Here is a 14,254-nt window from a genome sequence, read left to right as displayed (position 1 = left end):
TGATGAGAGGGGAGAGGGGCACGGGGTGGCCCTGCTGTTGGTGAATGGTCTCAGAGGAGTATGCACAGGATTGGACAATCAATCATCCCATGATTCTATGATGACTCCATGCCCGACGACGAGACCCAGCCGCAGCCCCGGACGCCGACCCGGACCCTGAGCCCCGCCACCACCGCGGACATCCCGACGAAATCCCCGGCCCCGGAAGCCCCGCAGACCGCACAGGCCATACAGACCGCTCCCGGGCCGTCCCCGTGGCTGCTCCGGTTCGTCGCCATCGGCCTCGTCCTCGCCGCGCTCAACCTCCGTCCCGCCATCACCAGCCTCGGCGCCCTCCTCGAAGAGGTGCAGGACGGGCTGCACATGAGCGGCAGCGTCGCCGGTGTCCTCACCTCCGTACCGCCGCTCTGCTTCGCGGTCTTCGGCGTCATGGCGCCTCGCCTCGCCCGCCGCTTCGGCCCGGGCGCGATCGTCTGCGTCGGCATGATGGCCATCACGGCCGGTCTGGTGATCCGGCCGTTCGTCGGCGGCACGGTCGGCTTCCTCGCCGCGAGCGCCCTCGCTCTCATGGGCATCGCCGTCAGCAACATCCTGATGCCGGTGATCGTCAAGCGCTGGTTCCCGGACCGCGTCGGCTCCATGACCGGGCTCTACTCGATGGCCCTGGCCCTCGGCACCTCGCTCGCCGCCGCCGTGACCGTGCCCATGACCAGTGCGCTGGGCGGCAGCTGGCGGGCGGGCCTCGGAATCTGGGCCGTCCTCGCCGCCGTCGCGATCCTGCCCTGGATACCGCTGATACGGGACCGGCGCGGCGCCCCGGGACAGCCCGCCGCCCGTCACCAGGACGCCCCGGCGCTCAGGATCACCCGCAGCCGTACCGCGTGGTGCCTCGCCTGCTTCTTCGGCCTGCAGGCCACCGCCGCGTACATCACCATGGGATGGATGCCGCAGATCTTCCGCGACGCGGGGGTCTCGGCCGGTACGGCGGGCGTGCTGCTCGCCGTGACCATGGCGATGGGCGTGCCGCTCGCGTTCGTCATCCCCCGGGTCGCCGGCGGCATGAAGAACCAGGGCCCGATCGTCGTCGTTCTCGGCGCCTGCGGCCTCATCGGATACGCCGGCCTCTACCTCGCACCGACCGGCGGCGCCTGGGTCTGGGCGCTGCTGCTCGGCATCTCGAACTGCGCCTTCCCGCTCGCACTGACCATGATCGGCATGCGGTCCCGCAGTGGCGCCGGAGTGGTCAGGCTGTCCGCGTTCGCGCAGTCCACCGGCTATCTGATCTCGATCCCCGGCCCGCTGCTCATCGGCGTGCTCCACCAGCACAGCGGTGGCTGGGGGCTGCCGATCGCACTGATGGCGGGCCTCATGGTGCCGCAGATGGTGGTCGGGGTGCTGGCCGGGCGGGACCGGACGATCGAGGACGAATGCTGAGATGCGAGACTGAGCCCATGTCTCCTGTGCTCGATCCGAATCCCCAGAACGGTCAGAAGAAGTTTCTCCTCGTGCTCGGGGCGATGCTGCTGGTCACCGTGATCATCGCGGTGATCGCCTCGATCGCATCCCCCTGAATCCGGCTGAATCCATCTGAACCTGCCTGAACCCCCTGAATTGCGTGGCCGACGACGGCCAGTGGTGGGGCTGGCACCACCGTCCCCTAGGGGGACAGGGTCAGGGGGAAGTGGGTGGGTCACCGGATGGGACCGGCACCCCCGAGTCCGTAGGTTCTGGGTATCGGAACCGATGACTCTCGGAGGCGGACATGCCGACCCGTACGCATACCCGGACCACCCACCCGGCCACGGGCAGCGTCGAGGTCCGGCTGCCGTGGTGGGCCATCGCGCTGCCCGCGATCGCGTTCGCCGCGCTCCTGCTGATGATCGTGGGATCCGGCGACGCACACGCGGCGACGGTCGATCCCGCGCTCGGCCGGTTGCTTGAGCGAATCGTGGCCCTGATCACCGGCTGACGGCTTCCGCGCAGCCCGTGGAAGCCCTTCAACACCCTGCGCCGGGCGGCACATTTCGTGCGAAGCTGAGGTGTATGAGCGTCGATACACCTCGCAGGATCGTCCTTCTCAGGCATGCCAAGGCGGAATGGTCGCAGGACTCCGACCATGAGCGGCCGCTCGCGGAGCGCGGCCGCAAGGACGCCCCCGTCGCAGGCCGCAAACTCGTCGACTCCGGGATCGTCCTCGATCTGGCCCTCTGCTCGACCGCGGCCAGGACGCGCGAGACGTGGAAGCTGGCCGTGCACGAGATGCCGCACCGTCCCAGGACCGTGTACGAGGAGCGATTGTACGAGGCGTCTCCCGGCGAACTGATCGCCGTGATCAACGAGACCCCCGATGATGTGCACGACCTTCTCGTCATCGGCCACAACCCCGGGATGCACGCGGTCGCCGACGCCCTCTCGGAATCGGCCGAGGGCGACGCCCTGGCCCGGATGAACCGCGGCGGCTTCCCGACCGCCGCCTTCGCCGTCGTGGAATTCTCCGGCTCCTGGAAGGGCGTGGAGCACGGAGTGGGCAAGCTGGTCGAGTACTGGACCCCCAACGACTGATCCCGCCGTCGTACGGTTTTGGCCGTCGTACGGGTCCCCGCCGTCGCGCAGCTCCCGTCGTCGTACGAACAGGGCCCCGGTGCGCGCATCATGCGCGGAAACCACCGGGGCCCTGCTCATACGTGGGTATGCGAGTAAGCGGGTACGCGTCAGTCGACGAGGCCGTCTGCGGCCTCGACCTCCTCGCGGGTGATACCGAGCAGGTACAGCACGGTGTCCAGGAACGGCACGTTCACCGCGGTGTGCGCCGCCTCGCGGACCACCGGCTTGGCGTTGAACGCCACCCCGAGCCCGGCGGTGTTCAGCATGTCGAGGTCGTTCGCGCCATCGCCGATCGCGACGGTCTGCGCCAGCGGCACCCCGGCCTGCTCGGCGAAACTGCGCAGCAGCCGGGCCTTGCCGGCCCGGTCGACGATGTCGCCGACGACCCGTCCGGTGAGCTTTCCGTCGACCACTTCCAGGGTGTTGGCAGAGGCGAAGTCGAGCCCGAGCCGTTCCTTCAGATCATCGGTGACCTGGGTGAACCCGCCCGAAACCACACCCACTTGGTAGCCGAGCCGCTTCAGCGTACGGATCAGCGTGCGGGCCCCCGGGGTCAGCCGCACCTCGGCGCGCACCTTGTCCACCACCGATACGTCGAGCCCCGCCAGCAGCGCCACCCGCGCGTGCAGCGACTGCTCGAAGTCGAGCTCGCCGCGCATCGCCTGCTCGGTCACCTCGGCGACCTTGTCCTCGCAGCCGGCATGGGCGGCGAACAGCTCGATGACCTCGTCCTGGATGAGCGTCGAGTCGACGTCCATGACGACCAGCCGTTGCGCCCGCCGGCTCAGTCCGGCCGACACGACCGCGATGTCGACGCCGATCCCGGCGGACTCCGTCGCCAGCGCCGTCCGCAGTTCCTCGGTCCCGGTGCCGGAAACCGCGAACTCGACTGCGGTGACCGGGTACTTCGCGAGCCGGAAGATGCGGTCGATGTTCCCGCCGGTGGAGGTGATCGTGGCCGCTATGGCGGCGGTCGACTCGGCGGTCAGCGGGTGCCCGAGCACCGTCACATGGGAACGTCCGGAGCCACGCGGGCGGTTGTCACCCGTACCGGAGATGATCTCGGCCTGCAGCTTCAGTGAGTCGGCCCAGCTGTGCACGGTCGCCCGCAGGTCGCCCTCGGTGGTGTCGCCCGCGGTCGGGGCGGTGACCAGTGCGCACAGGACGATGCGGCCACGGGTGACGACCTGCTCGATGTCGACGACATCGACCGAGTAGGCGGCGAGGGTGTCGAAGAGCCCGGCGGTGATCCCGGGGCGGTCCTTCCCGAAGATCTTCACGAGAAGGGTGGGGGTGTCCGTGCCCTGACGGGACTCAGGGGGTTCAGGGGACGGGGAAGACTGAGGTGGCTGAGATGCGCTCATGGTGCTCCCACCGTATCGGTCCGCTCCATGGCCTCGGCGGCCCGTCCCGAGGACCGGACAGCGCGTCGCCGCCCCGTCCCCGCACGCCACCGGCACGCAACACGGTGCGACGACGGACCGCACGCGCTCGGGTGCGCCCGGCGACCACGGACGGACCCGAGCGGATCCGGACCGGGGCGGATCTTCCGGGCGGATCCGGACCGGGCGATTTTCCGAGCGGACGGAATCACCGTGGCTCGGCCCGTTCGCTCACGGGTCGTACGCAGTCATGCGAGGCTGCCGGTCTCCGTGCCGATCCATCCTGACGGACGGCACAACACCACAGGCCTCGGCAGGGTCTTCACCTGGCCCGACTTTCGTATCGGGGACTGCTCCTGGAATAGTTCCCCACGATGTTCAGCATCCCTAGACTCCCTGCGATGGGGGTAACTCGGGGGACAACTAGTGGGGCGCGGAGTGCCGGAACTCGTACTGGAATTGAATGGCAGGACCTGGACGCTCGATCCGTCCAGGTCGTACACCCTGGGGCGTGATCCGCAGGGCGACCTGACGGTCGACGACGCCAGGGTGTCGTGGCGGCACGCCACGATCAGCTGGGGGGGCCACAGTTGGTTCATCGAGGACCACGGAAGCACCAATGGCACCTATGTGCAGGGCCGGCGAATCCATCAGCTTGAAATAGGGCCCGGCTCCGCCGTACACCTCGGCAACGCCACTGACGGACCGCGGCTGAGCGCCAGCGCCGCCGCGGGCGCCGATGTGTACAGCGGGCAGGGCGCGGGTGCGCAGCAGGCCCCCGCCCAGCAGCCCCAGCAGGGTGGCGCGGGCTGGCCCGGCCAGCAGGCCGCCCCCGTTCCGCAGCAACAGCAGCCGCCGCAGCAGGGCTGGCAGCAGACCCCCCAGGCCCAGCCGCAGCAGCCCGCGCAGCCCCAGCAGCCCCAGGTCCCGCACCAGCAGGGCCCGGCGAAATCACTCGGTACACCCGGCTCGGGCGGGCCCGGCGGTGCCGCGGGGGCCTCGTCGGTGTACGGCGACCGCAACCCCACGACGTTCCACCAGCTGGACCTCGGCCGCGTCATGCGCATCGGTCGTGCGCTCGAGAACGAACTGGTCGTCTCCGACCTCCAGGTCTCGCGCCATCACGCCGAATTCCACGCGACGCCCGACGGCCGCTTCGAGATCCGTGACCTCGGATCCCACAACGGCACCTACGTCAACGGTCAGCCGCTCCCCAAGTCCGGCTCCGCGCTCATCGGCCCGAACGACATCGTCGGCGTCGGTCACTCGACCTTCCGCCTGGTCGGGGACCGGCTGGAAGAGTTCGTCGACACCGGTGAGGTCTCCTTCTCCGCCCGCCACCTCACAGTGACGGTCGACGGCGGGAAGCAGATCCTCAAGGACGTCTCCTTCGGCGTCCCGGAGAAGTCGCTCATCGCGGTCATCGGCCCGTCCGGCTCCGGCAAGTCCACTCTGCTCAAGGCGCTCACCGGTTACCGGCCCGCCAACCAGGGAGACGTCCTCTACGACAACCGGAACCTGTACAAGCAGTTCGCCGAGCTGCGTCAGCGCATCGGTCTGGTCCCGCAGGACGACATCCTGCACAAGGAACTCACCGTCACCAAGGCCCTCAAGTACGCGGCCAAGCTCCGCTTTCCCGCGGACACCACAGGGGCCGAGCGCGAGGCCCGGATCCTCGAGGTCCTCGCCGAGCTCAAGCTCGACATCCACAAGGACAAGAAGGTCACCTCGCTCTCCGGTGGCCAGCGCAAGCGTGTCTCCGTGGCCCTGGAGCTGCTCACGAAGCCGTCGCTGATCTTCCTGGACGAGCCGACCTCCGGCCTCGACCCGGGCATGGACCGCGATGTCATGCAGCTGCTGCGCGGCCTGGCCGACGACGGCCGTACGGTCCTCGTCGTCACCCACTCCGTGGCCGAGCTGGCGATCTGCGACAAGCTGCTCGTCATGGCGCCGGGCGGTTCCGTCGCCTACTTCGGCCCGCCGGAGGAAGCGCTCAACTTCTTCGGCTACACCACCTGGGCCGACGTCTTCTCCGCGTTCGAGAATTACCGCGACTACGACTGGGCGGGCCGTTGGCGCGGTTCGCAGCACTACCAGATGTACGCCGCGGACATCGACGCCGTCGCCGTACAGTCCGTACACACGCCGCAGCAGCAGCTGCGCCCGCCGAAACCGCAGAGCTGGACGGCCCAGCTGTGGACGCTGATGCGCCGCTACGTCTCGGTGATCGCGTCCGACAAGGGCTTCATGGGCCTGATGGTGATCCTGCCCGCCGTGCTCGGCGTCGTCAGCGTGGTCATCCCCGCCAGCTTCGGCCTGGCCCCGCCGAAGGCGCCGTCCCGGTTCAACGGAGCCGCCGGAACGATCATGCTGATCCTCGCGGTCGGTATGTGCTTCTCCGGAGCGGCCAACTCCGTACGAGAACTGATCAAGGAACGCGTCATCTACGAACGGGAACGGGCCACCGGTCTCTCCCGCTCCGCCTATCTGATGTCGAAGGTGATCGTCCTCGGTGTGATCACGGCCATCCAGGGCGTCATCATCTGCGGTATCGGCTTTGCCACCCGCGAGCTGCCCGCAGAGGGCCTGATCATGCCGCCGGCCGTCGAGCTCTGCGTGACGATCATCGCGCTCGGCTTCACCTCGATGATGTTCGGCCTGGTGATCTCCTCGCTGGTGAAGACCGCCGAGAAGACCATGCCGCTGCTGGTCATGTTCGCGATCGTCCAGGTCGTCTTCACCGGCATCCTCTTCCAGGTCTACGGGTCGCCCGGCCTGGAGCAGTTCGCCTGGCTGATGCCGTCCCGCTGGGCCATCGCCGGCGCGGGCACGACACTCGACCTGTCGCACCTCATGGCGCCGTGGGACCCGAAGAACCCGACCGACCTGGACCCGCTGTGGGAGCACTCGGCCGGTCAGTGGGGCATGAACATCTCGGTGCTCCTGCTGCTCGGCATCATCTGCGGCGTCGTCGTCGCGCGACTGCTGCGCCGCCACGAGCCGGAGGTCATGCGCAAGTAGACGCGGACACCCGCGTACGCATACGCCGGAGGGCGGCACCCCACGCGGGGTGCCGCCCTCCGGCGTATGCGTACGCGGCTCCTCAGGCCGTCCGAGGACGTCCGGATGCGATCAGTACGCGCTGTTGACGTTGTCGATCGAGCCGTACCGGTCGGCGGCGTAGTTGGCTGCGGCGGTGAGGTTGGCGACCGGGTCGTACTGGCTGAAGGCCGTGCCGGGGACGTGGTACGCGTCGAACGTCGGCTTGATGATCTGCAGCAGGCCGATGGACGGAACGCCGTTCCGCGCGTTGATGTCCCAGCCGTTGATCGCATTCGGGTTGCCGCTGGACTCCCGCATGATGTTGCGGTGCAGACCGTTGTACGAGCCGGGGATGCCGCGCGACTTCATGATGTCCAGGGCCTCCCGGATCCAGCCGTCCAGGTTGTTGGCGTAGACCGGGGTACGGACCTCGGAACGGCTGGCAGCCTGCGTGCCGGTGCGCTTCTCGGCGACCGCCTCGGCCTTGGCAGCGGCGGCGGCCTTGACCTTCGCGGCGGCCTTCGCCTTCGCCTCGACCGCGGCGGCCTGCTTGGCCCGCGCGAGGTCGGCGGCCTTCACCAGCTTCTCGGCGGTCGTGTGCTGCCCGATGAGGCTGGCCTGCAGTGCCTTGGCCTGCGGAGTACCGGCGACCGAGGTGAGAACCACGGGGGCGGCGGCCTCGGGGGTCTGGGCCTTGGGCTTGCCTTCGGCATTGGCGGGGACGAGCGAGAACGAGAGCGAGGCGGCGGCGACGGCGGAGATAGCCGCGGCGGAGAGCTTCTGGGTCTTGTTCAGGCGACGGCGACGGCCGGGGATGCTGGACTCGGACATGCAGACGTACCTCTTCGAATCGCGGAAGTCCTCACGGAGGACGAAGACGGGAGGCGAGGTGTTCGCATCTCCGTCGGGGACGAGAGCAATTCTTAGCGTCAGCAAAATGACGTGGCAAAGGTGTGACGTACGATCCCGGGTAGTGGATCAGGACTCCGCTCGAACAGGGCAGCTCGCGCTCATGCTCGTTGATGTGGCGCTTAGGTATCCACTAGCAGGCTTCGTAAGTGACGTGGGTCCTATGCCCGGCCTCACATTGACCGGGTAACAAGCTCACCAACGGTTGCTCAAGCAATTCGGAGTGTGAGGCTCCGGGTCTCGGAGGTCGGATGGACACCCTTCCCCCCTGGCCCGACCGGCCCCGGCCCTCCGTACAGGACCGCGATGTACCCCGTACGGGACCTCGGCAGAACCCCGTACCGGGCCGGGCCGAACCCCGCCGTACCCGACCTCGGCCGGACCCGCCTCGGCCGGACCTAGTCCCTGCGCCCTAATCGGCGGCCGTCCACAGGCCGATACGGCGTCCGTACCCCCGCCGGTATGGTGAGGCCATGAGCCATCGCCCACCGTCGGGCCTCGCAGCGGTGAGTGCCGCGCTGCTCGCCATGAGCCGGCATCTCGAAGTGCGCGACGTCCTGAAGACGATCGTCGCCTCGGCCCGCGAACTGCTGGACGCCGAGTACGCCGCCCTGGGCGTGCCCGACGATCACGGCGGCTTCGCCCAGTTCGTCGTCGACGGCGTCAGCGACGAGCAGTGGAAGGCCATCGGCCCTCTGCCTCGGCAGCACGGCATCCTCGCCGCGATGCTCCACGAGGCGAGGCCCGAGCGCCTCGCCGACGTCCGCAAGGACCCCCGCTTCGAGGGCTGGCCCGCCGCCCACCCCGACATGTCCGATTTCCTCGGTCTGCCCATCCGGGACGGCGACGAGATCATCGGCGCGCTCTTCCTCGCCAACAAGCGCTGCCCCAAACCCGAGGGCAGCTGCGGTTTCACCGCCGAGGACGAGGAACTGCTGTCGATCCTCGCCCAGCATGCGGCGATCGCCCTCACCAACGCCCGGCTGTACGAGCGCAGCCGGGAGCTCACCATCGCCGAGGAGCGCTCCCGGCTCGCCCATGAGCTGCACGACGCGGTCAGCCAGAAGCTGTTCTCGTTGCGGCTGACGGCCCAGGCCGCCACCGCTCTGATCGACCGCGACCCGGCCCGCGCCAAGGGCGAGCTCCATCAGGTCGCCGTGCTCGCCGCGGAAGCCGTGGAGGAGCTGCGCGCCGCCGTCATCGAACTGCGCCCGGCCGCGCTCGATGAGGACGGCCTCATCGCCACCCTCCGCACCCAGATCCAGGTCCTGGACCGTGCCCACTCGGCCCGGGTCACCTTCGAGAGCCTGGGCGTACGGGCCCTGCCGGCCGCCCAGGAAGAGGCGCTGCTCCGGGTCTCCCAGGAGGCCCTGCACAACGCGCTGCGCCACTCGGGCGCCGAGCACGTCGGCGTCACACTGGCCCGGCACGGCGGCGGCACACTGCTGCGGATCACCGACGACGGCAGCGGTTTCGAACCCGCGGCGACCCGGCAGGCGGGCCGCCACCTGGGCCTGGTGTCGATGCGCGACCGCGCGAGCGGGGTCGGCGGAAGGCTCACCGTTGAATCGGCGCCCGGCAAGGGCACCACGATCGAGATGGAGGTACCCGGTGGCTGACAAGATCATCAGGGTGCTGCTGGTCGACGACCACCAGGTGGTCCGCCGCGGTCTGCGTACGTTCCTGGAGGTGCAGGACGACATAGAAGTGGTCGGTGAGGCGTCCGACGGCGCGGAAGGGGTGGCCAGGACCGAAGAGCTCCGTCCCGACGTCGTCCTGATGGACATCAAGATGCCCGGCACGGACGGGATCGAGGCCCTGCGCAAGCTCCGCGAGCTGGAGAACCCGGCCAAGGTCCTCATCGTCACCAGCTTCACCGAGCAGCGCACCGTGGTCCCCGCGCTACGGGCCGGAGCTTCCGGGTACGTATACAAGGACGTCGACCCGGACGCCCTGGCCGGCGCCATCCGCTCGGTGCACGCGGGCCACGTCCTGCTCCAGCCGGAGGTCGCGGGAGCCCTGCTCGCCCAGGACGACGCGGGCAGCGGTACGGGCCGGGGGAGCACCCTCACCGAACGGGAGCGGGAAGTACTGGGCCTCATCGCTGACGGCCGCTCCAACCGCGAGATCGCGCGAGCCCTGGTCCTCTCCGAGAAGACCGTCAAGACGCACGTCTCGAACATTCTGATGAAGCTGGATCTCTCGGACCGGACCCAGGCGGCCCTCTGGGCCGTCAGGCACGGGGCGGCGGGCTGACCGGCACCGGATCGGACCGTCTCACTCCGGACTGAGATTCATACTGTCGGGTGGATGTCACCCGGACGGCGCAACCTGTTCGACCCCGAGGCGTTCTCCAGGGTGCTGCGGCGGCTGGCCGCAGCCACGCTAGGAGGATCCTGAAGTGAAGAACCTGAAGAAGGCCGCTGCCGTCACCGTGATCGCCGGCGGAATCATCGCCGCCGGTGCCGGCGCGGCTTCCGCCACCGGCCACGGCGCCGGCGCCCACGGTGCCGCGACTCACTCCCCGGGCGTGGTCAGCGGCAACGTCGTCCAGGTCCCGGTGCACGTCCCGGTGAACGTGGTCGGCAACACCGTCAACGTGATCGGCCTGCTCAACCCGGCCTTCGGCAACGTCGGCCTGAACGGCTGACCGACCACGGCCCTGTGTCGCCGGACGGGCACATCGAGCCCGTCCGGCGACCCCCACACCCACCGCCCACCCCGGCACCCTCAAGCCCACACCCGGCACTCACAAGCCCGTCCGGCGATTGAGGGCAGAGCCAGCGCCCCGGGACGCCAACCACAACCACCCCTGCCGGCCGCCCGAGGCCTACCGCTCCCGCTCCTCCACATACGCGTTGTACGCGGCAACCTGCGCCCGCCGAGCCACCCGCTCCACCGGCCTCAGCGCCTCCCCCCGAGCCGCGATCTCCGACGCGCTCACCGCCCCGCCGTGCCCGTTCTCGTACGCCACCGAGACCAGCAGCCCGACCCGCTGCGCCAGCTCCAGCACCCGCACCGCCCGCGGCGGATACCCCGGCGCCAGTACCTCGCGCCCCCGCTCCGCCCGCGCCCGGTACGCGTCCACCGCCGCCTCCGCGACCGGCCCGGAGCCCGCCACATCCAACCGCGACAGCACCGCCGTCGCATCCCGCAACGCCTCGGCGAGCTCCCGCTCCGCCTCACCCAGCGACGGCACATCGGCCGGCGGAGCCTCCCGCACGAGCAGACAGTGCCACACCACCTCGACGTGCAGATCCCCAGCAGGCCCCGCCTCATGGACCTCGGGAACCAGCCCGTACGGCGCACCGAACGCGGTCACCGCCTCCTCGGCCTCCAGCGCTCGCGCATTGAAGTCCGGCGGACCGCTCAGCCCCAGCGGATGCCCGGGGGCCGGCAGCGCGACCCGGAATCCGGTCACCCCCAGTGCCCGCAACCGCCCGAGCGCCAGCGTGAGCCCGACCGGCACCGCCTCGCCCGGCACTCCCTCCACGCGGTGCACCGCGTCCTCCCCGACAATGGCGAGCGCCGCGTCGTCCGGCGATACGAGCCCTGCCAGAAGCGCGTTTCCCCAAGCGGCCAGCAGTCCTGAGCGTGGTTCCGAAAGCATGGCACCAGCCTAGGGAACGGAGCAGGGGCCTGTCCTCACGCGGGCCCAGCGCCTGATGCACTCCTGCGGTGGCGTAGATTTCCCTGGGAGCTGTGCCCACAGGCACGCGACGATCTCGACACTGCATGGGGAGACAACGCGCCATGAGCGATGTACTGGAGCTGGTGGACGTATCCGTGGTCCGCGACGGACGCGCTCTGGTGGATGACGTCTCCTGGCAGGTCAAGGAGGGGGAGCGCTGGGTCATCCTCGGCCCGAACGGCGCCGGCAAGACCACCCTCCTCAACATCGCGTCCAGCTACCTCTTCCCGAGCACCGGCACCGCCAAGATCCTCGGCGAGCAACTCGGAGGCGTCGGCACCGATGTCTTCGATCTCCGCCCCCGCATCGGCATCGCGGGCGTTGCCATGGCGGAGAAGCTGCCCAGGCGCCAGACCGTTCTGCAGACGGTGCTCACCGCCGCCTACGGCATGACCGCCACCTGGCACGAGAACTACGAGGCCGTGGATGAAGAGCGCGCCCGCGCCTTCCTCGACCGCCTCGGCATGACCGAGTACCTCGACCGCAAGTTCGGCACCCTTTCCGAGGGCGAGCGCAAGCGCACCCTCATCGCCCGCGCCATGATGACCGACCCGGAGCTGCTGCTCCTCGACGAGCCCGCCGCGGGACTCGACCTCGGGGGCCGCGAGGACCTGGTCCGCCGCCTCGGCCGACTGGCCCGCGACCCGTACGCCCCCTCCATGATCATGGTCACCCACCACGTCGAGGAGATCGCCCCCGGCTTCACCCACGTCCTGATGATCCGCCAGGGCAAGGTGCTCGCCGCGGGCCCCATGGAGACCGAGCTCAGCTCCCGCAACCTCTCCCTCTGCTTCGGCCTGCCGCTGATCGTCGAGCACACCGGCGACCGCTACACGGCCCACGGACTCCCGCTCTCCTGAACACGGACTCCCGCTCTCCTGAAACGGATCCGGCCCGGTAAAACGGAACCGGCTCGGTAAAACGGAACCGGCCCGCAGAACAGAACAGAACGAAACCCCTCCGACCGGAACGTCTCCGACCGAACCCCCCGGCCACCCCGGTCCGGTCCGGAACCCCTCCGGCTGGAACCTGTCCGGCGCGACGTCCGCTTGCGCCCTGTCCGCGAAGGCACCCGCGGTCCTACCATGACCACGTGGACATCGACGCATGGGTGTGGTGGCTGATCGGCGCGGTGGGACTGGGCATCCCGCTCGTCCTGACCGCGATGCCCGAGTTCGGCATGTTCGCCGTCGGAGCGGTCGCCGCGGCGGTCGTCGCGGCACTCGGCGGCGGCATCGTGGCCCAAGTACTGGCATTCGTCGTGGTCTCCGTGGCGCTCATCGCCGTGGTCCGGCCGATCGCCGCCAGACACCGTGCCGACCGGCCCCAACTGGCCACCGGCATCGATGCGCTGAAAGGCCGTCAGGCAGTCGTCCTGGAACGGGTCGACGGCAGTGGCGGCCGGATCAAGCTGGCCGGAGAGATCTGGTCCGCCCGCGCGCTCGACGGGGACCAGAGCTTCGATCCGGGCCAACAGGTCGATGTCGTCGAGATCGACGGTGCCACAGCAGTCGTCATGTGACCGAACCACCCACACGACAGAGCACGTTCTGTCAGACTCGATGTCGATGATCATGAGATCGGGACCGTCCAGGCACAGACATACGGCCCCTCACACGATTTCGACCTCGATCATCGCGATCCGTCGGCAACCGAAGGGCAACGAGGAACACGATGCAACCGATCATCATCGTCCTGATCATTCTGGTGGTGCTCGTCTTCATCGCCCTGATCAAGACGATCCAGGTCATTCCGCAGGCCAGCGCCGCCATCGTGGAGCGCTTCGGCCGCTACACCCGCACGCTCAACGCAGGCCTGAACATCGTCGTTCCATTCATCGACTCGATCAGGAACCGCATCGACCTCCGTGAACAGGTCGTGCCCTTCCCGCCCCAGCCGGTGATCACCCAGGACAACCTGGTCGTCAACATCGACACGGTCATCTATTACCAGGTGACCGACGCGAGGGCCGCGACCTACGAAGTCGCCAGCTACATCCAGGCGATCGAGCAGCTCACCGTCACCACCCTCCGCAACATCATCGGTGGCATGGACCTGGAGCGCACCCTGACCTCCCGCGAGGAGATCAACGCCGCCCTCCGCGGAGTTCTCGACGAGGCGACCGGCAAGTGGGGCATCCGCGTCAACCGCGTCGAGCTCAAGGCGATCGAACCGCCCACCTCCATCCAGGACTCGATGGAGAAGCAGATGCGCGCCGATCGCGACAAGCGCGCCGCGATCCTCCAGGCCGAAGGAACCCGGCAGTCCGCGATCCTCACGGCGGAGGGCGAGAAGCAGTCCGCGATCCTGCGCGCCGAAGGTGAGGCCAAGGCCTCGGCCCTGCGCGCCGAGGGCGAGGCACAGGCCATCCGTACGGTCTTCGAGTCCATCCACGCCGGCGACCCGGACCAGAAGCTCCTTTCGTACCAGTACCTCCAGATGCTCCCGAAGATCGCCGAGGGCGACGCCAACAAGCTCTGGATCGTGCCCAGCGAGATCGGCGACGCACTCAAGGGCCTCAGCGGAGCCTTCGGCAACCTCGGCAACGGTGTCCCCGGATTCGACACCGGCAAGGAACGCAGGGAACAGCCCCCGGTCGACTGACGCGTACACGCCCTCGTGCATG

The 14,254-nt window shown here is 69.1% G+C and carries 14 protein-coding genes; 11 read left to right on the top strand and 3 right to left on the bottom strand.

Features of this window, described 5'->3' with window-relative positions; genetic code table 11:
* The first annotated feature begins 108 nt into the window (after positions 1-108).
* From OG936_RS06495 to OG936_RS06480, 4 genes are all read left to right on the top strand, one after another.
* A complete protein-coding gene (locus OG936_RS06495; RefSeq protein WP_406493158.1) occupies positions 109-1,434 on the top strand; it encodes a CynX/NimT family MFS transporter in 1,326 nt (441 codons plus the stop codon).
* A gap of 17 nt (positions 1,435-1,451) precedes the next feature.
* The gene (locus OG936_RS06490; RefSeq protein ID WP_406493156.1) at positions 1,452-1,571 is read left to right on the top strand and encodes an SGM_5486 family transporter-associated protein; all 120 of its coding nucleotides are present in this window, start codon (positions 1,452-1,454) and stop codon (positions 1,569-1,571) included.
* Between the two features lie 191 nt (positions 1,572-1,762).
* A complete protein-coding gene (locus tag OG936_RS06485; protein ID WP_383762462.1) occupies positions 1,763-1,969 on the top strand; it encodes a hypothetical protein in 207 nt (68 codons plus the stop codon).
* A 74-nt stretch (positions 1,970-2,043) separates the two neighbouring features.
* Positions 2,044-2,562: a SixA phosphatase family protein gene (locus tag OG936_RS06480; RefSeq protein ID WP_406493154.1), complete on the top strand. Its 519-nt coding sequence runs from the start codon at positions 2,044-2,046 to the stop codon at positions 2,560-2,562.
* A 149-nt stretch (positions 2,563-2,711) separates the two neighbouring features.
* On the opposite strand, the gene serB is transcribed toward OG936_RS06480, so the two are convergent.
* The gene (gene serB / locus OG936_RS06475) at positions 2,712-3,968 is read right to left on the bottom strand and encodes a phosphoserine phosphatase SerB (protein ID WP_406493152.1); all 1,257 of its coding nucleotides are present in this window, start codon (positions 3,966-3,968) and stop codon (positions 2,712-2,714) included.
* 444 nt (positions 3,969-4,412) lie between these two features.
* Here serB and OG936_RS06470 point away from each other — a divergent pair, with 444 nt between their 5' ends.
* Positions 4,413-7,007 (top strand): FHA domain-containing protein, encoded by a 2,595-nt coding sequence (locus tag OG936_RS06470; RefSeq protein ID WP_406493150.1) that lies wholly within the window; start codon positions 4,413-4,415, stop codon positions 7,005-7,007.
* A 111-nt stretch (positions 7,008-7,118) separates the two neighbouring features.
* On the opposite strand, the gene OG936_RS06465 is transcribed toward OG936_RS06470, so the two are convergent.
* Positions 7,119-7,859 carry a transglycosylase SLT domain-containing protein gene (locus OG936_RS06465; protein ID WP_406493148.1) on the bottom strand — a complete coding sequence of 247 codons (741 nt, stop codon included), beginning with the start codon at positions 7,857-7,859 and terminating at the stop codon, positions 7,119-7,121.
* Positions 7,860-8,410: 551 nt separating this feature from the next.
* Here OG936_RS06465 and OG936_RS06460 point away from each other — a divergent pair.
* From OG936_RS06460 to OG936_RS06450, 3 genes are all read left to right on the top strand, one after another.
* Positions 8,411-9,556 carry a GAF domain-containing sensor histidine kinase gene (locus OG936_RS06460; RefSeq protein WP_406493147.1) on the top strand — a complete coding sequence of 382 codons (1,146 nt, stop codon included), beginning with the start codon at positions 8,411-8,413 and terminating at the stop codon, positions 9,554-9,556.
* Entirely contained in the window at positions 9,549-10,193 is a 645-nt protein-coding gene (locus OG936_RS06455) for a response regulator (protein WP_406493146.1), read from the top strand. Before OG936_RS06460 ends, OG936_RS06455 begins: the two co-directional genes overlap by 8 nt.
* Before the next feature lie 145 nt (positions 10,194-10,338).
* Positions 10,339-10,587 carry a chaplin family protein gene (locus tag OG936_RS06450; RefSeq protein ID WP_383762478.1) on the top strand — a complete coding sequence of 83 codons (249 nt, stop codon included), beginning with the start codon at positions 10,339-10,341 and terminating at the stop codon, positions 10,585-10,587.
* A 180-nt stretch (positions 10,588-10,767) separates the two neighbouring features.
* Here OG936_RS06450 and OG936_RS06445 read toward each other — a convergent pair whose 3' ends face one another.
* Positions 10,768-11,547 carry a hypothetical protein gene (locus OG936_RS06445; protein WP_406493144.1) on the bottom strand — a complete coding sequence of 260 codons (780 nt, stop codon included), beginning with the start codon at positions 11,545-11,547 and terminating at the stop codon, positions 10,768-10,770.
* A 143-nt stretch (positions 11,548-11,690) separates the two neighbouring features.
* Between OG936_RS06445 and OG936_RS06440 the strand changes: the two genes are divergently transcribed.
* The 3 genes from OG936_RS06440 (at position 11,691) to OG936_RS06430 (ending at position 14,232) form a co-directional block, all read left to right on the top strand.
* Positions 11,691-12,488, top strand: coding sequence for an ABC transporter ATP-binding protein (locus tag OG936_RS06440; RefSeq protein WP_266745383.1), 798 nt, complete (start codon positions 11,691-11,693; stop codon positions 12,486-12,488).
* Positions 12,489-12,721: 233 nt separating this feature from the next.
* Positions 12,722-13,150: an NfeD family protein gene (locus OG936_RS06435; RefSeq protein ID WP_406493142.1), complete on the top strand. Its 429-nt coding sequence runs from the start codon at positions 12,722-12,724 to the stop codon at positions 13,148-13,150.
* A 152-nt stretch (positions 13,151-13,302) separates the two neighbouring features.
* Complete coding sequence (locus OG936_RS06430) at positions 13,303-14,232, top strand: SPFH domain-containing protein (RefSeq protein ID WP_266745381.1); 930 nt, start codon at positions 13,303-13,305, stop codon at positions 14,230-14,232.
* Positions 14,233-14,254: the final 22 nt, after the last annotated feature.

The organism is Streptomyces sp. NBC_00846 (genome assembly GCF_045207325.1).
In the GTDB taxonomy this organism is placed as follows: domain Bacteria; phylum Actinomycetota; class Actinomycetes; order Streptomycetales; family Streptomycetaceae; genus Streptomyces.
This window is presented reverse-complemented; position numbering and strand designations above follow the sequence as displayed.

What these genes read in the sequence shown, in the direction of transcription:
- OG936_RS06495 (WP_406493158.1), top strand. Translation starts at nt 109, where the DNA reads ATGCCCGACGACGAGACCCAGCCGCAGCCCCGGACGCCGACCCGGACC.
- OG936_RS06490 (WP_406493156.1), top strand. Translation starts at nt 1,452, where the DNA reads ATGTCTCCTGTGCTCGATCCGAATCCCCAGAACGGTCAGAAGAAGTTT.
- OG936_RS06485 (WP_383762462.1), top strand. Translation starts at nt 1,763, where the DNA reads ATGCCGACCCGTACGCATACCCGGACCACCCACCCGGCCACGGGCAGC.
- OG936_RS06480 (WP_406493154.1), top strand. Translation starts at nt 2,044, where the DNA reads ATGAGCGTCGATACACCTCGCAGGATCGTCCTTCTCAGGCATGCCAAG.
- serB (WP_406493152.1), bottom strand. Translation starts at nt 3,968, where the DNA reads ATGAGCGCATCTCAGCCACCTCAGTCTTCCCCGTCCCCTGAACCCCCT.
- OG936_RS06465 (WP_406493148.1), bottom strand. Translation starts at nt 7,859, where the DNA reads ATGTCCGAGTCCAGCATCCCCGGCCGTCGCCGTCGCCTGAACAAGACC.
- OG936_RS06460 (WP_406493147.1), top strand. Translation starts at nt 8,411, where the DNA reads ATGAGCCATCGCCCACCGTCGGGCCTCGCAGCGGTGAGTGCCGCGCTG.
- OG936_RS06445 (WP_406493144.1), bottom strand. Translation starts at nt 11,547, where the DNA reads ATGCTTTCGGAACCACGCTCAGGACTGCTGGCCGCTTGGGGAAACGCG.
- OG936_RS06440 (WP_266745383.1), top strand. Translation starts at nt 11,691, where the DNA reads ATGAGCGATGTACTGGAGCTGGTGGACGTATCCGTGGTCCGCGACGGA.
- OG936_RS06430 (WP_266745381.1), top strand. Translation starts at nt 13,303, where the DNA reads ATGCAACCGATCATCATCGTCCTGATCATTCTGGTGGTGCTCGTCTTC.